This is a genomic window from Silanimonas algicola (assembly GCF_054777375.1).
The window spans coordinates 1-24,096 of sequence record NZ_BAAHAS010000004.1; the positions used below are offsets into that span (position 1 = coordinate 1).

32 protein-coding genes are annotated in these 24,096 nt (G+C 62.9%); 21 read left to right on the forward strand and 11 right to left on the reverse strand.

Annotated elements, in window-relative coordinates:
• Positions 1-168: 168 nt before the first annotated feature.
• Complete coding sequence (locus ACYVAK_RS14260) at positions 169-483, forward strand: hypothetical protein (RefSeq protein WP_461062166.1); 315 nt, start codon at positions 169-171, stop codon at positions 481-483.
• Between the two features lie 58 nt (positions 484-541).
• Here the strand turns inward: ACYVAK_RS14260 and ACYVAK_RS14265 are convergent, their stop codons facing one another.
• The 11 genes from ACYVAK_RS14265 to ACYVAK_RS14315 form a co-directional block, all read right to left on the reverse strand.
• Positions 542-1,024: a JAB domain-containing protein gene (locus tag ACYVAK_RS14265; RefSeq protein ID WP_461062168.1), complete on the reverse strand. Its 483-nt coding sequence runs from the start codon at positions 1,022-1,024 to the stop codon at positions 542-544.
• 309 nt (positions 1,025-1,333) lie between these two features.
• Positions 1,334-2,677, reverse strand: a complete 1,344-nt coding sequence (locus ACYVAK_RS14270; protein WP_461062170.1) for a DUF6035 family protein — start codon at positions 2,675-2,677, stop codon at positions 1,334-1,336.
• 57 nt (positions 2,678-2,734) lie between these two features.
• Complete coding sequence (locus ACYVAK_RS14275; protein WP_461062172.1) at positions 2,735-3,220, reverse strand: hypothetical protein; 486 nt, start codon at positions 3,218-3,220, stop codon at positions 2,735-2,737.
• A gap of 64 nt (positions 3,221-3,284) precedes the next feature.
• Positions 3,285-3,716 carry a hypothetical protein gene (locus ACYVAK_RS14280; RefSeq protein WP_461062174.1) on the reverse strand — a complete coding sequence of 144 codons (432 nt, stop codon included), beginning with the start codon at positions 3,714-3,716 and terminating at the stop codon, positions 3,285-3,287.
• A 33-nt stretch (positions 3,717-3,749) separates the two neighbouring features.
• Entirely contained in the window at positions 3,750-4,166 is a 417-nt protein-coding gene (locus ACYVAK_RS14285) for a hypothetical protein (RefSeq protein WP_461062176.1), read from the reverse strand.
• 4 nt (positions 4,167-4,170) lie between these two features.
• A complete protein-coding gene (gene csrA / locus ACYVAK_RS14290; protein WP_461062178.1) occupies positions 4,171-4,380 on the reverse strand; it encodes a carbon storage regulator CsrA in 210 nt (69 codons plus the stop codon).
• A gap of 84 nt (positions 4,381-4,464) precedes the next feature.
• A complete protein-coding gene (locus tag ACYVAK_RS14295) occupies positions 4,465-4,728 on the reverse strand; it encodes a hypothetical protein (protein WP_461062180.1) in 264 nt (87 codons plus the stop codon).
• Between the two features lie 39 nt (positions 4,729-4,767).
• Positions 4,768-5,076, reverse strand: a complete 309-nt coding sequence (locus tag ACYVAK_RS14300) for a carbon storage regulator (protein WP_461062182.1) — start codon at positions 5,074-5,076, stop codon at positions 4,768-4,770.
• 54 nt (positions 5,077-5,130) lie between these two features.
• A complete protein-coding gene (locus ACYVAK_RS14305) occupies positions 5,131-7,083 on the reverse strand; it encodes a ParB/RepB/Spo0J family partition protein (RefSeq protein WP_461062184.1) in 1,953 nt (650 codons plus the stop codon).
• Between the two features lie 28 nt (positions 7,084-7,111).
• Positions 7,112-7,366 carry a hypothetical protein gene (locus tag ACYVAK_RS14310; RefSeq protein ID WP_461062186.1) on the reverse strand — a complete coding sequence of 85 codons (255 nt, stop codon included), beginning with the start codon at positions 7,364-7,366 and terminating at the stop codon, positions 7,112-7,114.
• Entirely contained in the window at positions 7,363-7,569 is a 207-nt protein-coding gene (locus tag ACYVAK_RS14315) for a hypothetical protein (RefSeq protein WP_461062188.1), read from the reverse strand. The genes ACYVAK_RS14310 and ACYVAK_RS14315 overlap by 4 nt, the downstream gene beginning before the upstream one ends.
• Before the next feature lie 929 nt (positions 7,570-8,498).
• Between ACYVAK_RS14315 and ACYVAK_RS14320 the strand changes: the two genes are divergently transcribed.
• The 20 genes from ACYVAK_RS14320 (at position 8,499) to virB11 (ending at position 24,084) form a co-directional block, all read left to right on the forward strand.
• Complete coding sequence (locus ACYVAK_RS14320) at positions 8,499-8,645, forward strand: hypothetical protein (RefSeq protein WP_461062190.1); 147 nt, start codon at positions 8,499-8,501, stop codon at positions 8,643-8,645.
• Positions 8,646-8,900: 255 nt separating this feature from the next.
• Positions 8,901-9,200, forward strand: coding sequence for a hypothetical protein (locus ACYVAK_RS14325; protein ID WP_461062192.1), 300 nt, complete (start codon positions 8,901-8,903; stop codon positions 9,198-9,200).
• 63 nt (positions 9,201-9,263) lie between these two features.
• Positions 9,264-9,683, forward strand: coding sequence for a hypothetical protein (locus tag ACYVAK_RS14330; RefSeq protein WP_461062194.1), 420 nt, complete (start codon positions 9,264-9,266; stop codon positions 9,681-9,683).
• 51 nt (positions 9,684-9,734) lie between these two features.
• The gene (locus tag ACYVAK_RS14335) at positions 9,735-10,964 is read left to right on the forward strand and encodes a DUF1173 family protein (protein ID WP_461062196.1); all 1,230 of its coding nucleotides are present in this window, start codon (positions 9,735-9,737) and stop codon (positions 10,962-10,964) included.
• A 129-nt stretch (positions 10,965-11,093) separates the two neighbouring features.
• The gene (locus ACYVAK_RS14340) at positions 11,094-11,807 is read left to right on the forward strand and encodes a hypothetical protein (protein ID WP_461062198.1); all 714 of its coding nucleotides are present in this window, start codon (positions 11,094-11,096) and stop codon (positions 11,805-11,807) included.
• Positions 11,808-11,830: 23 nt separating this feature from the next.
• Entirely contained in the window at positions 11,831-12,310 is a 480-nt protein-coding gene (locus ACYVAK_RS14345) for a hypothetical protein (protein ID WP_461062200.1), read from the forward strand.
• A gap of 15 nt (positions 12,311-12,325) precedes the next feature.
• Positions 12,326-12,841 carry a TIR domain-containing protein gene (locus ACYVAK_RS14350; RefSeq protein WP_461062202.1) on the forward strand — a complete coding sequence of 172 codons (516 nt, stop codon included), beginning with the start codon at positions 12,326-12,328 and terminating at the stop codon, positions 12,839-12,841.
• Positions 12,838-13,266, forward strand: coding sequence for a hypothetical protein (locus ACYVAK_RS14355; RefSeq protein ID WP_461062204.1), 429 nt, complete (start codon positions 12,838-12,840; stop codon positions 13,264-13,266). Before ACYVAK_RS14350 ends, ACYVAK_RS14355 begins: the two co-directional genes overlap by 4 nt.
• A gap of 88 nt (positions 13,267-13,354) precedes the next feature.
• Complete coding sequence (locus ACYVAK_RS14360) at positions 13,355-13,879, forward strand: M48 family metalloprotease (protein ID WP_461062206.1); 525 nt, start codon at positions 13,355-13,357, stop codon at positions 13,877-13,879.
• Positions 13,880-14,553: 674 nt separating this feature from the next.
• Positions 14,554-14,862, forward strand: coding sequence for a hypothetical protein (locus ACYVAK_RS14365; protein WP_461062208.1), 309 nt, complete (start codon positions 14,554-14,556; stop codon positions 14,860-14,862).
• Entirely contained in the window at positions 14,859-15,164 is a 306-nt protein-coding gene (locus ACYVAK_RS14370) for a TrbC/VirB2 family protein (protein WP_461062210.1), read from the forward strand. Before ACYVAK_RS14365 ends, ACYVAK_RS14370 begins: the two co-directional genes overlap by 4 nt.
• Positions 15,165-15,166: 2 nt before the next feature.
• Complete coding sequence (locus ACYVAK_RS14375; RefSeq protein ID WP_461062212.1) at positions 15,167-15,496, forward strand: VirB3 family type IV secretion system protein; 330 nt, start codon at positions 15,167-15,169, stop codon at positions 15,494-15,496.
• Positions 15,480-17,873, forward strand: coding sequence for a VirB4 family type IV secretion/conjugal transfer ATPase (locus ACYVAK_RS14380; protein WP_461062214.1), 2,394 nt, complete (start codon positions 15,480-15,482; stop codon positions 17,871-17,873). Before ACYVAK_RS14375 ends, ACYVAK_RS14380 begins: the two co-directional genes overlap by 17 nt.
• Positions 17,870-18,592, forward strand: a complete 723-nt coding sequence (locus tag ACYVAK_RS14385; protein ID WP_461062216.1) for a type IV secretion system protein — start codon at positions 17,870-17,872, stop codon at positions 18,590-18,592. Before ACYVAK_RS14380 ends, ACYVAK_RS14385 begins: the two co-directional genes overlap by 4 nt.
• Positions 18,593-18,642: 50 nt before the next feature.
• On the forward strand, positions 18,643-18,927 hold the full coding sequence (locus ACYVAK_RS14390; RefSeq protein ID WP_461062218.1) for a hypothetical protein: 285 nt from the start codon (positions 18,643-18,645) through the stop codon (positions 18,925-18,927).
• A 20-nt stretch (positions 18,928-18,947) separates the two neighbouring features.
• A complete protein-coding gene (locus ACYVAK_RS14395) occupies positions 18,948-20,090 on the forward strand; it encodes a TrbL/VirB6 family protein (RefSeq protein ID WP_461062220.1) in 1,143 nt (380 codons plus the stop codon).
• A gap of 137 nt (positions 20,091-20,227) precedes the next feature.
• Positions 20,228-20,908, forward strand: a complete 681-nt coding sequence (locus tag ACYVAK_RS14400; protein WP_461062222.1) for a VirB8 family type IV secretion system protein — start codon at positions 20,228-20,230, stop codon at positions 20,906-20,908.
• Positions 20,908-21,813 (forward strand): P-type conjugative transfer protein VirB9, encoded by a 906-nt coding sequence (gene virB9, locus ACYVAK_RS14405; protein ID WP_461062224.1) that lies wholly within the window; start codon positions 20,908-20,910, stop codon positions 21,811-21,813. The genes ACYVAK_RS14400 and virB9 overlap by 1 nt, the downstream gene beginning before the upstream one ends.
• Positions 21,806-22,975: a type IV secretion system protein VirB10 gene (gene virB10, locus ACYVAK_RS14410; RefSeq protein WP_461062226.1), complete on the forward strand. Its 1,170-nt coding sequence runs from the start codon at positions 21,806-21,808 to the stop codon at positions 22,973-22,975. The genes virB9 and virB10 overlap by 8 nt, the downstream gene beginning before the upstream one ends.
• A complete protein-coding gene (gene virB11 / locus ACYVAK_RS14415) occupies positions 22,972-24,084 on the forward strand; it encodes a P-type DNA transfer ATPase VirB11 (protein ID WP_461062228.1) in 1,113 nt (370 codons plus the stop codon). Before virB10 ends, virB11 begins: the two co-directional genes overlap by 4 nt.
• The last annotated feature ends 12 nt before the right edge of the window (positions 24,085-24,096 follow it).

Consider the following 24,096-nt stretch of genomic DNA (forward strand, 5'->3'; position numbering starts at 1 on the left):
GGCCGATCGGCAAGGCACCAGCAAGCAGCAACAGCCCCGGCACCACGGAAGGAACGCGGTGGCCAACAGCGGGCGGCGCGAAGCAACGCCCGCAGGCCTGAAGACCACGACCGCCCGCAAAGCGGGCAGGGCACTACAATCGGGATCTGGCATTCATGGAACGAACCGATGGCTGACTCGATCCGCTACGTCTTGGCAACCCTCGCGCATCCGCCGCGCTTCGCTGCGAAGCCGGGTGACGAGGTGCAATGGCGTCATGACCCCTTCGATCCCGACGTGGTCGCCTCGCCGACGAAGAAGGAAAGTGTCGAGGCTGCGAAGCGTCTGGAGCTTCGGAGCTATCGCCATTTGCGCACTTGCAATGGCATTCTTGAGCGCCACTGGCCGCGTGACGGTTGGCTGCCGCTTGAGGGGGAAGCCACCCGAAACGGCAAGCACTACGTCTGCACACCGAACTTCGTACACGTGAAGGCCATTACCTGATACAGGCAACGGCCTGAGCCTCAGGGTCGCGACGCATCGCGACCCTGCGGCACGCGGGCTAGAGAAGCCCGCGTTCTGCGAAGGAGATGGCCTTCTGGCCGCCCGGACCCACCACCAGGTGGTCCAGCACCCGGACATCGACAAGGCCAAGGGCCTGCTTGAGCTGCTGGGTGAGAAGCCGGTCCGCTGAGCTGGGCTCGAGGACGCCGCTCGGGTGGTTATGGGCCAACACTACCGCCGCGGCGTTGAGTTCGAGTGCGCGCCGCACGACTTCGCGCGGGTAGACGGGTGCCCCGTCGATCGTGCCCTGAAAAAGCACCTCGGCTGCAAGGACGCGATGCCGGTTGTCGAGGAAGACCACCAGGAATTCCTCGCGCGGGCTGCTGCCGATGCGCAGCGTCGCGAAGTTCGCGGCGCACTGTGGCGTGCTCAAGGCCTCGCCGGGACGGAACCGGCCCTCGAGGATGCGCAAGGCGGTCACGATGATCGCGTCCGGATCGGGGGTGAGGTGATAGGTCTGGCCGTTTTCGCTGACGTGCATGGTTCGCTCCTCCGTAGGCGGGATGCCGTGACGTCAAGGCAGCGGCGCGACCGGAGGCGGCGCGCACCGGAGGCCGGAACGCAGTGGAGGATGGCAACGCCATTGCGCGGCGCCTGAGCGCCGCAACGATGGACGGCATGGCAGAACCGACTCGGGGGAGGCGAGCACGTCATCGAGTCGTCGGTCGACCTCGGCCCCATGCGGTCAGGCAGCAGCGCACCCTAATGGCCCGACCCGGCGAGGCCTTGAGAACGCTCGCGCTCGGCGACTACGCGGCTCCTCGGCTGCAACCGCAGGGGATGAAAGGCCTCAGGGGTACCGCGGAAGCGTCCGCAACCGTCTTTCCAAAGGGCCATGGATCTCGGGGCACAGCAGCCGCGCGACGTCCACGGCCCATAGCGGCGGCAAGAAGGCTCGGCCGCCTGAGCGAGCGTCGTCAAGGACGGCACGCACCTTCTCACGCAGTGAGTCAGCGGCCCGTTCCTCTGCGACGACGGGCCCGAGCTGCAGGCCCTCGATCGCGGCGATGAAGATCAGCATCTGCTCGGGGTAGCGCGTATAGAGGTGATGCCCGAGTTCTGAAAGGGTCTTGTGTTGCCAGGTGCGATCGCCATCTCGGCCCATGAGGCGTTCGATGGTCTTGACGAGTGGGTGCACCTTCCGCCACTCGGGCGGAAGCTGGATGCCGTCGCGCTGGCATTGAGCCACCACCGCCGCCCATGCCGCTGGGGATTGGGCGTCGCTCTCCGCGTAGGCGCGCAGCACCGAGCTGCTGGATTGCCGATTCGCATGAGACATGGCAGCGTCATTGGCCGCCTGCACGTCAACGTAGAAGACTCGCTGCCTTACCCGATCCTGCGTGAGCTGGTCGAATCGAACCAGCTCGCGGCCAACGTGATCCACCAACCCCTTGCTGGTCGCCTTCGCCACCTTGTAGACCACCTCCACCATGAAGGCCTTGTTCTCGGCCGATGCCGCAACGGTATGGGGGCCAACGACGAACAGATTGCGGTTGTTGGGGTAGAAGATGTCATCGAAGGCCGCGGCACTGAACCATGGATCAAACTCCGACACGATCCACATCAGCAGCGCACCCTGCTCCCGGTAGAAGTGACGCCGAGCCGCCATTACCTTGAGGAACGTCGTGCTCAACTGAACCTCGAACGCGACCCTCCCGCTACGATGGACCGCCGACACATCGGGCTGTCGCCACTGCCTCGGATCGGTGCCGTGCCGCCAACGCTTCTCGATGGCAACGGCCGTGAACGAGGGGTCGTGTTGCAGGCTCTCAGCCACCCACTGCTTCATCTGCTTGTGGGCCTGACTCTCGCGCTGGTCGTGATACCGCGCAGCGTCGATTTTCTCAGGCGGCCAGCCGCGCTCCATCGATAACGGGCAAGCCGCGTTTAGCGCGTGCGCGAAGTGCAGGCTGTTGGCCTGGCGCGGGCCGGGCGCCCGGTGGCGCCCGTGGCGAATCCACACGGGCGCTCCGCAGGCGGGGCAGCGAAACATGACCTGCCCCTCTTCCCTCGCCTGAAAAATCGCGTTGCGCAGCTCGACGGCGTCGCCGTAGCTACCGCCGAGCAGCGCGCTCACCCGCTCGATGACGCCTGTGCTTTCCCGGCGGACGTATTGGATGAGGCGTTCGTCCATGCGGGGCTCCGACCACTCGACGTTAGGCTACAGCCCCAGCACGTGGTCTCGCAGCGCTTACTGGAAGGCGATGGCGAGTGACGTGCCTCTGTCGTCTTGCGCCATGGACTCGTAAACGGCATGTGCCGACCGAAGAGCCGACTGCGCGGCTTCGATTGACTTAATGACGTCGCGGGCGGTCTCCAATTCTCTATTCAGCATGACGCGCGAAGCATTGGACAGTGTGGCGCGAAGGCGAGTTCCTACCAGCGCCACGGAGGTAGAAAGGCGATCGTTCGCATTGAAGAAGAGCATCGCGTAACCCTTATGCAACCCCTTGTCGAGAAGACCTTGGGCGATCTCCCTAAGCGCCGTGTTTTCGTGGTACACGCTGTTGAATTGGTTGAAAACGTCATGGACAGACCCAGCAAGCGCGGCGGCTGGCGGTTCAGCGTCGCGCGACTCGTTAGACATCGTTTCTTGGTCGCTGATCGCGCGTAAAATCTGGTCGTGTAGTTTTTCTGCGGCGGCGATGGCGGTGAAGTGGTGGGCGAGGTCGATCATCGGGCGTCCTTTCAGTGGGTGCCTGGGGTGGTCTCGTGATGCGCGAGGATGGGTGGGCTCTGCGTCATTCCGATCCCGCTGCCGCGGCGGCCCGCAGCGCGGCCTCGGCCGCATCGAACGCTTTGGCCAACGCGATTCGGACGGCGGGAACAAACGCCGGCGGCAAGTCAACGATAAACCCCTGCCGGAACGGCAAGCCCGGCTTGTAGCGCGTTGGCTCCATCGCGACAAGGTGACCTTCATCCGTAATGGAAATCTCGCTGCGCCCGAAGTTCAACGACACCTCATCGTTGTTGCGGATTCCGAATCGATCACCCAGCTTCTCCGCGAAGGTCGCGCTTACCTTGCCGTCGTACGACGCGCTAATGGCGATGCGAACCGTGTAGCCCTCATCCATCACGATCGCGTATCCGCTTCCGGGGTAATGCGGTGACGTCACCCAGTCTGCGAACACGCCGTCGGCTTCGTGAAGCCTCTCGAATTTATCGTCGTGCATGGTCTGGCTCTCCGGGTTTACTGTCGAGTTCAATTACGCTTGGACCTGTGCGCTCGTTCGCGACGTCCCCTTGGGGGGCGTGGTCCCGAAAAGCTTCACCACGATGCCGAAGCTGATCCCTACGCCTGCAGCCGCCACGAACGGGATCGCCGCCGCGAGCGGGACGGCAAGCGGGCCGGCATGGGGTACGCCAAAGGTCAGCCCCAGGACGGCCGCCAAGACCAGCATGACCACCGCCCAGAGCTGCCGGAGCATCAGTGCGCTGCCGGTGATTCGGTACCCGATCCCGGCCATGAAGGCGGTCGCAATCCCCGCCCCGAGGTAGACAGGCTGTCCGATCAGGCTGACGACGAGGAACGGGAGCAACGGGCAGAGGAACAGGACCCAATCCACGCGCCGATGGCGCACCCGTCCTGCTTCGGAAGACCGCTTCATGCCGAGGTCGCGCATGGGGTTAGTCCCTTGGGAAGGCGTTGGCGTCTTTCGCGAAGGAGGGCAGAACTCCGGCCGCGATGCGATTCGCGATCTCCTCGCGATGCACGGCCACATGCTTCGGCGCGTTGATGCCGATGCGGACTTGATTGCCCTTCACCCCGAGTACGGTGACCGTGATCTCGTCACCGATGACGAGGGTTTCGCCGACGCGGCGCGTGAGAATGAGCATGGGACTCTCCTTGTTCTTTGGGGGGCGGCCGCTGCGTTAGCCGGGCCGTTTCGCCTGTCTGCCAGACGGGGCAGGCCTATTTCATCACGGCGCGTCGGGGGGTGCCGAGCCGGGCCCGCGGATCACCAGGGACAAACCGGTCCCGTCAATTCCGGCCACTGCCAGCGAGGCGACGGCCGCGGCATTTGCCGCCAAGGCGGGTTCGGGGGTCTCGCCAGCGCTCAGCGCGGTGGCCAACTCGGACAGGGTCAGGCCTGCCGCCGCCAGACATTGCTCCGCTGCCGCCTTGGCACGGGCCAGCGCGAAAGGCGGTAGGTCAATCGCGGGATGTTCGAGGGTGAGGTACATGGGTGCTCCTTCCAGCGTAAACGGTGCCCTGGGGCGGTCTCAGAGAGTGCGATCGAGGGGGTCGGTCGAGCCACCAAGGCGCAGCTGCGCGATTTCTTCACGGTCGACGCGGACGGCGGGCGGGGCCTTGATGCCGAGGCGGACGTACTGCCCTTTCACTTGCAGGACCTCGGCGGTGACGCCCGGCGCGAGGCTGAGCACCGTCCCGGTCTCGCAGCCGCCCTGCCACTGGCCGAGGGGACTGGAGAGGGCGAGCGTAGCGGTGCCGCCCTGAACATGGATCAGGCCCAGAACCGTGTCGCCGCCGATGACGACGCGCTGCCCGATCTTTCGGTTGAGGATCAACATGGAATGCTCCTTGCGGGGTAGGCCCCGGCTGCCGAAGCAGCCGGGGCAGGGCGATCAACGCTGGCTCGCGCCCTTGCTCGCACCCTTGGTCGTCTTGCCCTTGACCTTGGAGCTCACCTTGGCGGTGGACTTGGCCGTACCCTTCTTCGCGGCGCGGGCGCGGCGCGGCTTCACCGGGGCGTCTTCCGCCTCAACCTCGTCCGCCACCGGGATCGGACAGCGGTACAGCTGCTCCGGCGTCCAGTCCGCGCACTCGCGGGCAGCGACCTCGCACAGGTCTCCCTTCTTGAGCTTTTCCAGCTCCGCGACTTTCGCCGCCGGGTTAGCGGACTGGATCGCCGCCAGAATCTGCGCCTTGCTGATGAGGCCGAACCATTCCGCCGTCGGGGTGAAGTGCTGCGCCATGTCGATGCCCAACGCGGCCATCGCGGTCTCGTTGCGAGATAGGGCACGCTTGGCGCTTACGTCGACCGTGGTGACCTTGGCAACCGTTGCGACGATCCGTTCGATCAGCGCGGGCGTGTCCAGCGCGAGCAGCGACTCCAGAGCCTCGCCCTCGCTCTCGTCCGTGTCGAGGGAGGCCAGCTCTGGGTTGAAGGGCACCGTCCCCGTGCGAACGCTGCACGTCCCGCCCTCAACCTCCGACTGCGTGAGCTGGGAGAGCAGCATGGCGAGGGCCACGCGCGGATTGCCCACCATCGCGGCGCGCAGGGCCGCCGTTTCGGCCGCCGCCAACTGCTGCAGGGCGCGTTCGCTCAGCCCGTCCGACTTGCGACCGGCCACCGCCGTCTCACGCCCGCCCATCACGCTCACCCCGCCGTGCTCGCGGGCCGCCGCGTCAAGCGGGCGGCGATCTTCGCGCCGGACCAGACCGCGACGAATCTCCAGCCCACCGTCATGGCCGAGAGTGACGATGGCACCGCCGTAGGCCTTCTGCTGCGGGGTGAAGTCCTGTCGCGCTTCCATCGCCGCGCTGAGAGCGTCCTGGGCCGCATCGACTGCCGCCGAGGCCGTGTCCCACGCCTCGTTGTCGCTGTCTTCGTCGCTGTTCTCCAAGGCCTCCAGAACGCCCTCCGCCTGCTCCAGCGCAGCGGCCAGCGCGGCTTCGTGCGCGGCCTCCGCCTCGGTGGGATCACGCAACACCGGCTGGGTCGTGCCGAGCGCGTTCAGACGCTCATAGACGCGATCGGTCACCACATCCACCCACGCCCACCCCTCGGCTTGCACCTCGGCAGCCGTGGCCTCGAGCTTTTCCATCACCATCTGTTCGAACAGAGCCGGATCGATCAGGTAGACCGCATCGCTGAATAGGTCGCGTTCCACCGCGCCGCCCGCCGCTTCGTACTCCGCGACGCTCACCAGTGCCGTGCGGCGATCACGGGTCGCGTTGATCTTTGCTTCGCTCAGTGCGCGACGGATGGCGTCAGGAGAGCGCTGCCAGCGGGGAACATCGAACCACAGGGCCTTCTGGCGTTCGTGGTCATCGGTGCCGGCCAGCGCCATCAGCGCGTCGAGGGACGGGGCGTTCTCGCCACCCTCGCGGTAGAGCGCCATGATTTCCGGGGCGACGGCAGCCAGCTTCAAGCGGCGCTGCACATCGCGCGGCGTGCAACCGAACGCACAGGCGATCTGATCGAGAGTCTTTCCCTGGGCGACGAGGCGGGCGAAGGCGTCGAACTCGTCCGCCGGGTGCATGCCCTCACGCTGCACGTTCTCCGAGAGCGAGAGTGCGGCAGCGGCTTCGCGGGAAATCAGGTTGCATTCGACTTCATCCTCGGCATCCATTCGGCCGTCTTCCACGGCGAGTTGGAGGGCGCGAAGGCGACGGCCACCGGCGACGACGCCATAGGTGCCATCGTCGTTGGCTTCGACGGTCAGCGGGTTGATCAGGCCCACCACGCAAATGCTGTCGGACAGCGCGGAAATCGCTTCGGCGTCCGGGGCGATCTTGCGGACGTTGGCGGACGAGAGAACGAGGGTGCGGATCGGGGTAGTGATGCGGTTCATGGGGACTCTCCGTAGATGGGAAGGGGGGTTAAGCGCTGAGGTGGTGAAGGGAGGACGCGACTTGACGGGCTTTCGGGTGGCGGCAGTGCAGTTCGATCTGTGCGGCGAACGTTGCGAGGCTCGTCAGGTGGTTGCGGGTGAGGAGGAAGCCGAAGTCGGTGACGGCGAGTCGCAGCATTTCGGCGTCGTGCTTGGTGGTTTCGCGGACAGGCTTGGCGATCACGCGATGCTGGTGACGCATCACGTAGCCCGCAGGCAGGGCGATGGGGTGGGTCGTGCTCATGCGGCCACCGGCTCAAGGGCAAGGCCGGAAACGCGGATGCGCTCTTGGCGGGTGTTGGTGATGCACTCGCCGGTGAACTGCGCGAGGAACAGGTCGGCCAGGACGCGCGGCCACGTGTCGGCGTCGTGCTTCTGGCTGGTCTTGATGACCGAGCCTTTCAAGGCCCCGGTCTGGATGTGCTGGTAGAACGCGATCTGGCGCATGGGGTTCTCCATTTCAGTGGGAGCGGCGAATCGAACGGACCGTCCACGGCCCTTTCGACGGATCGGACGCACACCCTCGACGGGCGTTGTCCAAGGCGACGGAACCCGCTTCTTCCGGGCATTCCGCTTTCACCCGAAAGAGCCTCTGGCTCTCGGCCGTAGCCCCTTCCAGCAGCACCATCCACACGGTTTCGCGCTGCTCCACCCATGCTTTGCTAGATGCTCGAGCCGGCTCTTGGGGCCTGAGGCCGTTGCTCTTGCTACCTGCTGCTGAGTGGGACATCGCAAACCTCCGTGGTGTGCTGTTAGGGGCCATGCTTCGCTGAGTGCCGTCGCCGTAAGGCCCCCGCTGCGCGGGCGGATCAGCGAGCGATCAAGGGCGGCGAAGCCGGCGACAGCGAACCCTTGAACGCGAGCGAGCCCGCGCTAGGGAATCGGCCGATCGGCAAGGCACCAGCAAGCAAGAACAGCCCCGGCACCACGGAAGGAACGCGGTGGCCAACAGCGGGCGGCGCGAAGCAACGCCCGCAGGCCTGAGGACCACGTCCGCCCGCAAAGCGGGCAGGGCACTACCCCTGCATCCGACGCCGTCGGCGTCCCCTGCAACGCGTCGAAGATCTCGCCGGCCTCGCCGGCGTGAGACCGCTTCGATGCGACCCCATCCCTGGCTTGCCCACCTCCGCCCACCGCCGTCCACGGCCGGCGGCTACCGCCGGCCGTGGACGGCGGGGACAAGCCATGCAGCCAGCGGCCCAGCTCGGGCGACGACATAGAGACCAATGAAAAACGTCGCACCGTCAGGGGCTTACGCGACTTGTAGGTGAAAATCTGGCCTATCCCTGCCAATCGAGTGCAACAGGCTTTCCGGCGCAGCCTTCCGAACCCTGAGGCAGGCGGTAAGCTGGAAACCCCCGACATGGAGTCCCGACATGGCGTTGATCACGCTCATTGGCTTGTTTGTCTTTGCTGTAACGATGTGGGTCATCGCCCAGGCGATCACGCGACTCGCCGATGCCCTTCGAAGCGGCTTGTCCGATATCGCATCGGCCATCCGAGACACCGCCGGCACGAAGTAGCCGACCCTCAGCGTGGTCCCGCAGGGCCGGCAAGCGGAGCGCGCAGCGTCGGCCTCGGCCGACGCGGAGGGCGAAGACGCTCAGGCCCGAAGGGTCGAGACGCCTCGCGGCTCGATCGGCCCCGACCGAGCGTCGGCCCGAAGGGCGCCCCTAACGCAGAAACGTGCAACCCACTCTAATTCGCGCACGGTTAGCCCGCGTTGCGTCCCAAGAGATCAGGTTGACTAGCCACTTCACCCACCATCGATTCGACCAATGAACACCCAAGCCGAAGCCTGTCCCTTCTGCCACACCCCCGTTCCGGCTGGCGCCGTCGTCTGTGCGGGCTGCCACGCCTTCAAGTCGAACATTGCTCGCGCCAAGCGCTTGAGCGGCACGCTGGCTTTCGCCTGGGTGGCTTGGCTCATCGTCTCTGGGCTCTTGCTCAATGGCCTTATTCAAGATTTCACAGCCAAGGACGCGCTGGGTTTCCTCGGCGTGCTGGGCGTCGGCGGGCTCGCGCTGTACCTGATCACGCGATGGGCACTGCAGGTCAAGTGGTGGCGGCGCATGTAGGGCACAGCTTTCTCCGAACGACGTTCCGCCGTCCCACTCTCCTGTCATCACGAGGGCACACAGATGTACACCCATCACTATGCCGGCATTCACGGACAACCCTCGCAGTGCAATATTTGCTTTGGCCAGATCAACGGCCAGCCTGCGATTGTTTTTCACCAGACCAACCTGACCGGGACCAGCATCACCAACGTCATCGAAGATCTGTCCACATATGCAATGAACGCCCATTTCAAGGGAGTCGATCCAAAGACGATCATCGTTATCGAGCACTACAATCCCCAGCTCAATCCGATCGCACAGTGGCAACGTGTGACGTTCGAGATCGCTGAGCTTGTCGATGATCGAGGCTTCGTAGAGAAAGTGCTCGACACGGCCTTAGCTTTCGCTCGCAAACCCCGAGCCAAGAGGACGGTCGTCGCTAAGCCCCAATGGCGCCCCGTGACGCCTGAGATGCAGGCGCTAGCAGCCCAAGTGCCCTAGTCATTACGACGTTCGCCCCCCCCCAACGCTACTGCTGAGCCCGCCGCCCCGATGCGATACCGGATCAACAGCAAAGACGTACCAACGGACCCTATCGCGGCCATGTCCGCGCTGAAGGCAGCGTATGCGAAGAAGCAGCGTGTCGAGTGCCTGTGCACCGACCCTCCGGCGCCGTGTTACCTCGCGAAGATCGGTGAAGCCATCATCGTGAAGCGCATGCCGAACACCGGCGCAAAGCACGATCCCGAGTGCGAGCACTACGAGGCCCCGCCCGAGCTGTCGGGCCGCGGCGAAGTGGAGGGGAGCGCGATCAAGGAGAACGCGGAGGAGGGTACCACCGAACTTCGGCTCGGCTTTCCTCTCTCCAAGGTGGCAGGGAGAGCGCCGCCGGCACCGAGCGGCACGGAGAAGACTGAGGGCGATGTCGTCGTCGAAAAGGGGAAGCTGAGCCTGCAAGCGACGCTCCACTACCTGTGGGAGCAAGCGGGATTCAACCGCTGGCAGCCGACGTTCGAGGGCAAACGTCGCTGGGGGACGATTCACAAGTACCTGCTCGAGGCGGCCGCAGGAAAGCAAGCAAAGCGCCGCAACCTGTCGGACGTCCTTTTCGTCCCTGAGCCTTTCTCGGTGGACCACGCCGACGAGATTTACGCGAAGCGTCGTCGGCGTTTCGCCGAGCTGCGACCCGAGAAGAACAGCTTGTTCCTCGTCGTTGCCCCTTTCAAGGAACTCTCCCCATCGCAGTTCGGCATGAAGCTGGTGCTCAAGCACATGCCCGGTAAGCAGGAACCCCTGTACCTCAGCGCGAAGGCAGGGGAAGCCCTTACCAAGCGCTACACGGGGATGATGCAACTGGCGCAGGCGCTCGAGGGGTCGCAGATCTTGGTCATCGCTACCGTCCAACAGGCAGAGAGCGGGGTACTGAACGCCGACACTGTCGCGATGATGTTGGTCGACAAGCACTTCCTGCCCGTGGATAGCTTCGAGGACGCTGATCTCACATCGGCACTGGTCGCGGGCGGCCGTCGCTTCGTGAAGGGCCTCCGTTACAACTTGGCGCGATCGACACCCATGGCGACGCTGCAACTCACGGACGTTGCGGGGTCACTGGCGATGTACCTCGTCCCGAGGGACGCCGACGAACACTATCGACCTAGGCTCGAAGGCCTCATTGCGGAGTCAGAGATCCCGTCATGGGTTTGGGAGTCAACCGAGCCGATGCCACCGATTCCGCCCGCCTCATCCCGGGAACCATGGAATCAAGTGGGCGATCCGCGCTGATTGCAGCGTAGGACCGAGCGGCGTACCTTGATGGCTGCGTCGCAGCCTATGCGACGTGTGCTGTCGACTATGCCAAGGACCTGGCTCTCGAACACCGCCAGGTGTCCTCATTCACAGGGAAGAGTTCACATGCGCTTTGCTGTCATCCTCGTTCTGCTGACCCTCGCTGGCTGTGCTTCGACGCCTCGCGTCGCCTACGTGCCACCGACCGCGACGTTCCGTGGCGTCACCTCCGATGAATTCCGCGCTGAGATGATCCAGCGCTGCGTCAGAAACGGCGCAACTCCGACGGTCAATACCGAAAGTCAGCTGGTTTGCGCCAAGCCGATGGACGACAGCATGGGGTCGTTGATGTTCCGCGCCCTCGCCACCCCGCAGTATTCAACTAACCCGTTGGTCCAGGTCCGCTTCAACATGGCAAGGATGGGTTCCGACCTGATCGTGGTGACGGACTTCTACTACGAGTTCGAGACCGCATACGGCCAAAAGAACGTCCAGCCGATCCAGAATGGCCAATCTGCAGCTGACACCCAGCGCACCCTAGATGAACTGAAGTCAAAGCTCGAGGCCGCCAAAGCGACGACGTCCGTTGATGCGCCGTTGCCGGCAGCCTCCGCGGTGCCGGCACCCAACCAAACGGCGCCAGCGCCCAAGCCGGCCTCCGTGGTCACGAGTAGCGACGGCTACCTTGGTGCCGCTCGCGCTTTCGCCAATCAATACACGTGCAGCTCCGACTTGAAGCTCGAGTCCAAAGAGGGAGACCGTGAGGTGTACGAAACGGCCTGCCCGAGCGGCCCCATGAAGATCGAATGCTGGTCCGGCATCTGCCGGCAGATCTTCTGAGACTGCACAACCAGGTGAGTCGAATGAAGATTGCTCGAGTGTTCGCCCTGCTAATGGGGTTCATGGCCTCCCCCTCGGCGACGGCGCAAGGGGCTTATCAGGAGGACATTGCCCGCATTCACGACAGCTCCGGGGTCGTATCGGTCACCTATGAGGAGAGGGGAGGGCGGAAGCTTCTTGGCCTGCACGGCGCGGACGAGCACGTGGTCAACTTCGTTCGCATCGAGCTGTCCAAGGGCGAGGCCACGCGACTGGCGGGGCAGATCACATCAGTAGTACAGAAGATTCGCGAGACGGGCGAGACGAGCACCGATAAGGGCCTCCGCGAGGTCTTGGTGTTTCGAGGTCGCGGAGGCGTCTTCAAGATCACTGTTGCGAGCGGTCGCTATCCCAGCGTTAGCTTCGCGGATCAACACGCCATCGACTACGCGTGGATTGGCCTGGATCTGGATGAGATCGAGAAGATTGCTCAAGCCCTCAATGACGGCGCTTCGCGCCTGTAGTACCTAATCGCATCCATGAACTCAATCCTCAGCCGACTCGCCGTTCCGACAGTTCGCCGCCAAGTTTTCTACAGCTTCCACTATGCGAACGACGCATTTCGCGTGCAGCAGATTCGAAACATCGGCGCCATCGATGGAAACGCCCCCTGCTCATCTAACGATTGGGAGAGCGTGAAGAGGTCGGGCGACGCTTCGATCCAGAGATGGATCGATGATGCAATGAATTACCGAAGCTGTGTCGTCGTGCTCATTGGCTCAGAGACCGCAACACGCAAATGGGTTGACTACGAAATTCGCAAGGCGTGGGACGAGAGTAGGGGTCTTTTCGGCATCTACATCCATAATCTCAACTGCCCTCGTCAAGGCCGATGCATGAAGGGCCCCAATCCCTTCGAGAGCGTCCTGTTGAGGAACGGACAGCGCTTGTCGGAGCGGGTTCGCTGCTACGATCCAGGCGTCGATGCTTACAACACCATCGCCCAAAACATGAGCCGCTGGATTGATCTAGCGATTCAAGAGAAGCGAGCATGAGTGATCAGCAGCCCTCTGAGTCAGCCGTCCAGGCCCACCTGACGATGCTTCAGTCTGTGGTCCAGCGGATGGCAGCCAACTCCGCCGCTTGCAAGACGTGGTGCATCACCATTGTCAGTGCCGTCATCGTGGCCGTCGCCGACAAGCCGAATGAAGAGCTGCTTCTTATTGCCTTCGTCCCGATACCTGCATTCCTGATTCTCGACGTCTACTACCTCGGGCTCGAACGAGGTTTCAGGGACTCGTACAACACGTTTGTGAGTCGCCATTGCGCTGGCACATTGCGTACCGAGGACATCTACTGCATTAGCCCATCGAAGGACGTCAGGTGGCTTCAAATGGAGGCTATTTCGTCCTTCTCCATCTGGGGCTTCTACGCTCCGCTCGCAATTCTCGTTGCCATAGTTCGCTCGGTAGTCTCGTAGTCGGCCTCCCACCACTACACATAGTCCGGCCGATCAGTCGCTGGTAGTGTGTCCTGCCCCCCCCCCCCCCGGCCCCCCCACCGGTGTCATGTCGCAACTAAACGAAGACCTGCGCGTCGTTCTCGGTTTGGACGGTGAAGCAAGCCGAAAAGCAGTCACCCCCCGCCTCATCGTCCGAAGGTGCAACGGCACCGATAGGTCCGGCGGGGCCATTGCGATCGCGTCGCTGATTGTGGTCGATGGAAGCCTACTCACCGCACCAGTCGACGTTAGGCAAGCGGTTCTGGCTCATGAGCTGGGGCACATTCGCCTTGGCCACACCGCGGCAATGAGTTCGGCTTTCGTCGCCGCCGCGCTGTACGCCGCTTCCTCCATTCTGAATCCACCCACGCCTGTCTGGGTGCTCGTCAATTGCGCCTTGTTGTGCGCCCTGGGCGCATTCGCTCTTTGGGCAACTCGCCCGGCACGAGAGTTCGAGGCGGATCGCTACGCAGCCACGATCGTCGGAAGGGAGGCAGTCGCCAGGGCGCTTCGGTGGTCAATCGGCTCGGAGCCGCCCAGCCCGCTGGCATCAAGGCGTCTGGCGGTGCTCGAGGCCCCGGCGCTCCAGTAATTGCCCTGCGCACCAAAACAGGCTTTGTGCACCAGTTTGCCGGCCGGCCGGGCCTACAAAATGTCCATTTTTACTTTTCTTGTATTTGGTGCGCCGCAACATAAGAACGATTATGCGAACTGTGACATCCTTTGATGCACAGTTGTGCGCTGCGGCACTTGACAAACGTGAACGCTCAGAGGCGAAAAAGGCCTCGGCCTACACCTGAACGTTAGAAAACTGTGAGAGGATGCGCAGGTCGGCAGCGACGTGGGAGCCCCCGCCTACGTTTGACTGTGACATGGAAGCCCCCCAGACTGCACAAATGCACACTTTTACACCCCCCCAAGGCCCCGCCCCCCGGCGCCTTCTATCCAGCCTCTTCTTGCTGATCCCGCTCCTTTCCAGCGGCAGCCTTTCCGCGCAGACCAGTGCTGTAGATCGCGCGGTGGACGAGGCAATTGCAGAAGCGAACGCCAGAATCGCTGCCGGCGAGTCCGCCGAAGACGTAGAAAAAGCCCTTTTTGCGCGTATGCGGGCACTGGGTATTGCGCCAACCCCAGTGCTCCCCGCCAGCCACGTCTTTGGCTCGAACCGCGAAACACGCAGCGTCTGGGACCGTGACAGCGGGGCCGAGACCCGCCCGGAGCCTGCCAAACTCGACGGCACCGAGGCTTACGGATTGCCCGAGAACCATGGCCAACCCCACCAAGACCGTGCAGCTCAAGCTGCCGGTTTCCCTCCTGCGTCGCGACGGGACGATCTTCGAATCGGAGCTCGTGACGATGCTCCGCGACAACCTGATCACGCAGCTCGTGATCGTCGCGAGTCCTCGCGGGTTCTCAGTCCGCGCCCTTCCGAAGTTCAGCACCTCGTTCGTGGTGCTGATCGGCACGCGTCACAAGGAGGAGCGGCATTACAAGAACCTTGATCGCTTGTACCGAGCACTAGCACCCAGCAACACCCTACCCCCCACCCTCCTCATTACGGAGCCTCCACCATGAAGTCCACGCAATCCCTGTCGTTCCTGATTTCGGCGGTCATCGCGGCCGCCCTGCTCTTCCTCCCCGAAGCCGTCCTCGCGCAAGGCGGCTTCGCGAATGCCCAGGCCCAGGGCACCGCGATGTTCAACTTCCTCATCTGGGGCCTGCGCATCGTCTGCATCCTCGCGATCGTCGTCATCGGCGGCATGATCGCTCTCGACAAGACCGACTGGACGACGGCTGGTAAGGCGTTCGTCGGCGTTCTCGTCGCGGGTGCTGCGACCGAGATCGTCAACGCCGTCTGGGGCAACCCGACGACCTAACCATGAGCGATCCCCTGTTCGGCGGCCTTCGCCGCCCCGGCACCGTGTGGGGAATTCCGGTTCCAGCATTGCTCTTGATCATGATGCTGGGTTCGTTCTCCTTCATCCTCACGATCAGCTTCCGCATGGGCCTCGTGGCCGGTTTCGCGGTGCTGATGCTGACCGCGCTCGCGGCCCTTGGGGCGCGAATCGCCGCCGCGCAGGACGCTCGGATCTTCGAGTATTGGGGCCTGTGGTTTCAGACCACAGGCGCCAACCGTGGTCGCCGCTTCTGGAAGGCGGCGACCTACTCCCCCCTGAAGAACCGGAAGCGCTATGACCTTGCTGACTAACCTCAAGCAGGCGATGGCCGATCGTTTCGCCGGCGATCGCATCCCCTACGGAGCGCATCTTTCTCCGCACAACGTCAGCACCGACAAGGGCGACGTCGTTACGGTCTTCAAGCTCGTGGGCGTAAGCCACGAAGCCGCGGACGACGAAGATCTTCTGACTTGGCATGAAATCCTGTCGGGATTCATCCGCGGCATCGGCAGCGATCAGGTGGCCATTTGGTCGCACACCGTCCGGAAGTTTGAATCCGCCTATCCCGACGGCGACTTCGAGGCTGGCACGTTCGCTGATCGCTTGAATGAGCGGTACCGCAAGTCCCTTGCCGGCACACAGATGCTCGTCAACGAGCACTACGTCACCCTCGTCTATCGCCACCCCTCACAGCTCATCAAGGGACGCGCTTCCGAAGAGGCGGCCCGTGAGGAGATTCGCGAGAAGAACAAGAACATCGACGATCTGGCCTCCCAGCTGATGGCGTCGCTCGATCGTTGGTCCCCAAGCCGACTCGGCATCTACACCAAGGGCAATGTTCGCTACAGCGAGGTCGCGGAGTTTTTCGCGCTCCTGCTCAACGGCGAGCACACCCCGGTCCCCATCCCGCGAGGCCCGCTCCGATACGGGATGATGGCCTGCCGCCCGTTCTTTGGCATCGAGTCGGCCGAGCTAAGGCACGCCAACCATTCCCGCTACTTGGCCGCGGTCGGCGTCAATGAAGACCCCGAATCTACCGAGCCGGGCAAGCTCAACATCCTGCTGACCCAGCCCTTCCCGTTCGTCCTGGTGCAGTCGTTCTCCTGCTTGAGCAAATCCAAGGCCGAAGCGGCCATGAAGGCGCAGCAGCGCCGTCTGCTCAACACGAAGGACGCCGGCGAGTCCCAGATTGACGACATCAACTCGGCGCTCGATGACCTGATTTCAGGTCGAATCACCCTCGGCGAGCACCACCTCAACCTTTTCGTCATCGCCGACGACCGCGCTCAGCTCGGCAAGAACGCGGCGATGGCAGTCGCGGCGCTCACTGAGGAGGGCTTCAAGGCCCTGCGCGAAGACCTGTGCCTCGAGGCAGCCTATTGGGCTCAGCTTCCGGGCGTCTTCAACCTCCGCCCCAGGAAGAGCCCGCTCACCAACCGCAACTACGCGGGACTGGCGAGCATGCACAACTATCCGAGCGGGAAGGCGAAGGGCAATCAGTGGGGTGATGCTCTTACCCTCCTGAAGACCAACAGCGGCACCCCCTTCTACTTCAACCTCCACCTCCCCACCCGCAAGAAGGTGAACGAGGACGAGGTGGATGACCGGGTCGCTGGCCACACACTCATGCTCGGCCCGACTGGCGCGGGCAAGACGGTGGTTCAGACGTTCCTCCTGGCGCAGGCCGAGAAGTACAAGCCCACCGTTTTCTCCTTCGACAAGGACCAAGGCCAGGAGATCTTCATCCGGGCGATGGGGGGGCGCTACTTCAACTTGAAGATGGGTGAGCCGACGGGCTTCAACCCGTTCGATGCACCCGATACCCCCGCTCAGAGGCTCATGGTGGAAGCGCTAGTGAAGCGCTGCGCCGGGGGCGGCCCCCTATCCGCCTCCCGGGAAGCGGAGTTGACTCGCGCCGTCGCCGGACTTTTCGGCCTCCCGCAGGACCAGCGCCAGTTCGGCTCACTTCTCGATTTCCTCGATGTGACCGACCCGGACGGACTCGCGGCTCGGCTGAACAAGTGGACACGGCGGGGCGAGGGATCGCTGGCATTCGTCTTCGACAATCCGAGCGATCGGATTTCGTTGTCGGGGAACCGCTACTTCGGCTTCGACATGACGGCCTTCCTCGACAATGACGATGTCCGGTCTCCGGCCGTCATGTACCTCTTCCATCGCATGGAGGAGCTGATCGACGGCCGCCGCTTCATCGGGAACATGGACGAATTCTGGAAGCTATTGCTCGACGAATACTTCAAAACCAAAGCGCTCGACGCAGTGAAGACTTGGCGTAAGCGCAACGCGCTGGCGATGTTCGGAACGCAGAGCCCGCAGGATGTTCTAAGCAGCGACATCAGCAGCGCTCTGATCGAGCAGTGTGTCACGCAGCTGTACCTCCCGAATCCGAAGGCGCGAACCGAGGACTACATCGACGGGTTCAAGCTTTCGCGTCGCGAGTACCAGATCGTCCGCGAGGACATGGTTCGCGACAACATCCGAGGTTTTCTCGCAAAGCAGGGCGCCAACGCCTGCATCTGCGAGCTCAATCTTCGCGGCTTCGACGATGAACTTGCAGTGCTGTCGTCTACTGCAACGACGGTTGAGCTCGCTCAGCGAGCGATCCGTCAGACGAGCGACGACCCCTCCACGTGGCTCCCGGTCTTCCAATCCATGAGGCGATCCGTATGACCAAGCTGAAAGCCCTCTCCGTTGGCGTGCTCCTCGCATTCGCCATCGGCGCTCCCCAAAACGACGCGGTGGCCATGACGGTCATCGATCCGACCAACCTGGCGCAGAACGTCGCTCAAGTGTCCAAGGCCGTCCAGCAGATCCAAGAGCTCCAAGCGCAGCTTGAGCAGGCGCGTCAGATCTATGGGAAAGCAAAGGAACAGGTTGACGCCATCACTGGCGGCCGTGGCATGGAGATGCTTCTTAACCAGGCCGTCCGCGACTACATCCCTGCCGATGCCCACGACGTGTGGAATCTTGTCGAGTCGCTCGAGGACATCCGAGCGTCGGTCGATGCGATCAAGGAGCAGCAGGGCCTCTGGTCGGCGAACTCGATGGAATGGAATGACGGCGTCGCAGCAGGTCTTCGCGAGTCCTACAGCGACGACGCCGATCTGATCGCCGCCGGCATTGCAGAAGCCGAGTCTATCCACAACGCACTTGAAGACCGGTTCGACAATATCGACGAGCTGGTCCAGAAGATCGGCGATGCCGACGACGCCAAGGCGATTGCGGACCTCAATGCTCGCATCAGCGCCGAGAACGCTTTCCTTCAGTCGGAAGTTCTCAGGATGCAGTCGATGATGTTGTTGATCGAGCAGAAAGAGAAGGCCGAATCTGCGAAGTCGCGGCAAGAAATGATCAACGCTTACGGCGGCAGTTACGCGCCCGCCGGCTGATCAATTGGGGCCGCCCAGTCCCAAGGCGGCCCAACTCCTTGGAGCTCCACATGAAGAATCTGATTGCCGTCACGCTCGCCCTCCTGGCCCTTACCGCTTGCCAGCGCGGAGTTCCCGAGATTTGGCCACGAACATACGCGGAGTACCAAGCCATGACGGCCGAACAAAAAGCGGACATCAAGGCGAATTGCACCAAGCACGGCGACTTCATGAAGGGGATTCCACTCCCCTCATGCTTTCTCGCCAATCCAATCATGGTTCGGAACAACGCCGAGGCTGAACAGCTCTACGCAGCCCGGCTTCGCGAGTGGGAAGCCTACAAGAACGCTCAGTGAGGTAACCCATGTCAGCGCCGATGATCTACCAGTTCCTATGGGACGGGGTTGATCCGATCCTTACCAACTTCATTACTGGCGGCGCGAACGCCGTAATGGATATTGTCCGTCCAATTGGAATGACCTTCACGGCGGTATACGTCGTTTGGTGGGCCGTCGGCGTTGCTCTCGACCGTATCTCTGAGCCCCTACAAGACGGGATCATTCGCCTGTTTAGGATGGCGATCATCATCACGATCGCGTTTACCGGCGGCTACTACCTCAACAACATAGTCCCGTTTGCACTCAACGCCCCATCCGAACTCGCGACGGCCGTCATCACCGCCGGGGCGCCCGCAGGAGCCTCGTTCGGAACGCCAAGCAGCGTTCCAAACATGCTTGATGAGGCTCTCGGGAAGGGTTGGGACGCAGGCTTCAAGCTGTTCCAGATCTATGCAAACGCGAGCGGAATCGAAGCATCGATCAAGGCAATACCGTTTGCGCTCATCGGCATCTTCGTTCTGATCATCTCTTTGCTCTTCACGGGCATCGCCGCGGCACTCCTCTTCACGACACAGATCGCCCTTAGCATTCTCCTGGCGCTCGGCCCACTGTTCATCATGCTGGCGATTTGGGAGAGCACTACCAAGTTCTTCGAGTCTTGGGTCGCACAGACGGCGAACTTCATGCTTTTGTTCGTCATCGTCGGCTGCGTTCTCGCAATCACCTTCTCGTTCTACAACCAGTATGCCGATCTGGTCGCCGCTGCGGCTGGTGATCTCGGATCTTCCGCCCAGATCGGTGAAGCACTCTGGAGTTCCGTGAAGCTGCTCGGCTTCACCATCCTCTGCGGTGGCGTATTCACCATGTCGTCGATGCTTGCGTCTGGTCTCGCCGGCGGCGTCGCCGCGTCGATGGGTGGTGTCGCCGGCATGGCCGCTCGCGCTGGCATGGCCGGTGTTTCCGGGGCCGCCGGAGCGGTAGCGGGTAGCGGAAGCTCGAATCAACGTGGCCGCGGATCGGACAACAAGGGCCTCAGCCAGGCCCGCCGCGATCGCTTCACCACTGGCAAAGCCGGCGTTGGCGATCGCGTCGCTGATCGCCTCGCCTCCGGCGGTGCCGCTCGCGCCCTCCGCGCTGCCAGAAACACCTTCCGTCGTCCCAACTCTGCGTCCTCGAGGTAATCCCCCCATGCGTCTACGCGTCTTTGCAGCCATCGCCTTGGTGGCTCTCCTCGCCGGCTGCGCGGCCAAGAAGCCGCCGCGCTGCACTGGCGACTTCACTCCCCTGCCCTCGAACACCCACCCCCACGGTGAAGCCCATGAGTAAGGACGTTGACGCAATCCTCGATCGCGGCGTTTCCTGGGAAGTCGACACTGCACTGCGGGCTAGGCGTTCTGAGCGTCGCGCGTGGCTCACGGTCTGGATTCTCGCGGTCTTGCTCGTCGCAGCCATTACGGCGGTTGCGCTTCTCACTCCGCTCAAAGAGATTCAGACCGTCATCCTGCGTGTGAATGACACGACGGGCGTTGTCGATACGGTTGTGACGAACCAACCCGTCGTCGCAGGCACGAACGAAGTTCTGGACAAGTATTGGCTCTCCCAATACGTCAATGCCCGCGAGGAGTATTCCCTCGCGTTGGTCTATGACAATTACCAGAAAGTGCGGCTGATGAGCACCGCACCCATCGGAAAGGCGGTGTACGAGTACGTTCGACCTGAGAATCCCCGCAGCCCGATTAAGGTCATCGGCCAAGGGACGATTGAGGCTCGCATAACGTCGATCTCCTTCCTCGCCCACAACGTCGGCGTCGTCCGCTTCGAGCGGACTCAGCGCGATGCGGGTGGCGACGGCCGCACTACCCGTCACATCGCCACGATCACGTTCGATTATCTCGCTCCGCCGCTCGACGAGGCCGACCGTCGCATTAACCCGATTGGCTTTCAGGTTTCGGATTACCGAATCGACGATGAGGCCGTGGTCTCGGGGAGCGTTCGCTAATGCGCTCCGCCACCCCGCTTGCCTTCGCCATCGGCGCTCTTTTGGTCGCAGTTCCTTCGGCTGCCTATGCCGAATCCGTTCCTCAGCGAATTTCGGCCGACCATCGCGTTCGGTTCATCGTCTACAACCCTGACGATGTGATCCGTCTCAACGGTCATTTTGGCTACGCCACTCACGTTCAGTTCGCTGACGGAGAGGAAGTCACTGATCTCGCCTCCGGCGACTCGGAAGCATGGGACATCGTCGACAGCGCCCACCATCTCTTCATCAAGCCGAAAGGCGACAAAGCAGACACCAACCTTACGGTGGTGACGAATCGCCGGGTTTACCACTTCTTCCTCACCGCCCACGAACCTCAGTCGCCTCGCGCGGCAGACATGGCTTTCCATATCCGGTTCCGTTACCCGGATGAGGAAGCGGCCCGCGTCGCACAGGCCGCGGCGGACGCCGCTGCACGCGCCGAGGCCGCGAGGGCCCGGGATGCCCTATTCGAGGAGCCCGCCTGCAACAACACAAACTATTGGGCAGCCGGAGAAAGCTCGCTTCTGCCGACCGAGGTCTGTGACGACGGGCGCTTTACCTACCTACGCTTCCCCGGCGCTCAGCAGGTCCCGGCCATTTACACCGTGAATGCTGACGGCACGGAGTCGCTGATCAACGGCACGATGCGCGGCGATGAGTTCGTCATCCAGGGTGTCGGCCGGAAGCTTGTTCTTCGTCGTGGCCGCTCTGTTGCTTGCTTGGAAAATCGATCGTTTGACGCCATCGGTGTCGAAAACACGAACGCCACCCGCAGCGACCAAGTGAAGCGTGTCGGCCCCACCGCCGGCGAGCCTATCGGTTCCCCGGCGTCCTCCCTCAACCCCCCTGCCGACACTCCGAGTGAGTCGACCCGCCATGACTGATACCACGCAAGAGCGCGGCATCCCCTCCATCAGCACGGAGAAGCGCCGCGGGGGCAACAACAAATGGGTCTTCCTGATCGGGGGTCTGATCACGGTCGCCATCGTCGCTGGCGGACTTTTCTGGCTTTCCAGCGTCATTCAAGCCCAGCGCGCGGCCCGCGTCGCACAGCCCGTAGAGGAGGAGGCGGTTCGCGCAGCGGCTCCCGATCTCAAGCGCTCGGACATCATTGCAGCGACCCCTCCAGCGGAGCGCCCCGATGCCTCGGCACCGGGTACCGGCACCCCTCCGCCGCCGCCACCCCAAGCCCGGAGCAACCCACAGCAACTCACGCCAGAGGAACAGGCCGCGCTTGCCATCAAGCAGCGCCGTCGCTCTGGTGAAGTGATTGTAGGCAACGGTGCCGACGCCTCCGGCTTCCCGCCACCCCCCTCCCCGCCGCGTCCCGCCGAGAACGATCCGATGATGGCGGCGCTCCAGGCTTCGCTGGCTGGCGGTCAGCCCCAGCAGCCCGTCAGATCGTCGCTGGAACAAGCGCTTTCCTCGTCCGTCACTAGCGGCGTTAGCGCGTCGCGCTTGCGTGATCCGAACATGATGATCACTCAGGGCATGTTCTTGGACTGCACGCTCCAGACAGCAATTTCGTCCGTGGTCCCCGGGCTGACCACGTGCGTGCTGGCCAACAACGTGTATTCGACCAACGGCGCGGTGCTGCTCCTCGAGCGCGGGTCCCGCGTCGTCGGCCAGTACCAGTCTGGCCAGCTTCGGCAGGGCATGAACCGCATCTTTGTGCTGTGGACACGCGTCGAAACGCCGTCCGGTGTCGTCATCCAGCTCGATTCGCCCGGCACGGATAGCCTTGGTCGCTCGGGCATGGATGGCCATGTCAACAACCACTTCTGGCAACGCTTTGGCTCGGCAATGCTGATTTCTGTGGTCGATGACGTCGCTCAATATGCAGCTGATCGTCAGTCCAACAGCGACAGCATCCGATTCGAGAGTACGGGCGATGCAACTCAGGACGCGGCATCGATCATCGTCGAGAACACGGTCAACATGCCGCCAACGTTGACCAAGAATCCGGGTGAGCTGATCAACATCACCGTCGCCCGCGATTTGGACTTCGGCTCCGTCTACTCACTCACGCCGGCCACAACACAATGAACCCGCATAACGGCACCATCGAGCTCGGTTCCGACGCGGCTGTCGAGAAGTTCTTCGAGAATCCGCCGCCCCCCGGCGCTACGTCAGCTACCCCGGGGCTGCACATGCAGACCCCGCCGTCCTCTTTGGCGTTCTACTTCTCGCCCATCCGGCCTCTTCTCGAGAGACCTGGCGTCACCGAGGTTTGCATCAATCGACCTGGCGAGGCATGGATCGAAGGCGCGTCGGGCTGGGAGCGGCACGCGCTCGATATGCCCTACGAGCGCCTGAAGACGCTTGCGGATCTCATCGCCAATTCCAGCAAGCAGAAGCTTTCGGACCAGCAACCTATCCTCAGCACCGCCCTGCCCTCTGGCGAACGTGTTCAGATCGTAATTCCTCCAGCCACCACCTCCGGGTGCGTTTCCTACACGATCCGCAAGCCCTCCAACAAGCGTCTCGCCCTTTCGGATTACGAGGCCCAGGGCGCCTTCGAGCATGTTCGCATCGATAACGGCGAAGAGACAGACGTCGAGCGCGAGTTGAAGGGCCTTCTCACGTCCGGCGAGATCAAGCGGTTCCTCGAACTGGCTGTTCGCTCGCATCAGAACATCATCATCAGCGGCGCAACCGGAAGCGGCAAGACGACACTGGTGAAGGCGCTATGCGACATGATTCCCAGTGATCAGCGCTTGGTTACGATCGAGGACTCCGACGAGCTACAACCGACGCAGCCGAACCATGTTCGGCTCTACTACTCGAAGGACGGGCAGGGCCTTAGCAAGGCGACCCCAAAGCAGCTATTCGAGAGCTGCTTGCGAATGAAGCCGGACCGGATTCTTCCCACCGAGATTCGCTCGGACGAAGCTTATTACTTCCTCCGCTCCGTCAGCTCCGGGCACCCCGGCGTTATCACGTCGCTTCATGCGAACTCGCCACGCCAAGCGCTGGAAACTTTGACGCAGATGTTGAAGGCATCTCCTGAAGGTGCTGGATTCAGTCGCGCTGATCTCAAGGAGATGGTGACGATGACGGTCGACGTCGTTCTGCAATTCTCCCGCGTCGACGGACGCCGTCGTATCACCGGGATCTACTACGACCCCGACCACAAGCGTTCTCTCAGCGCCTAATCCCAGGAGTTT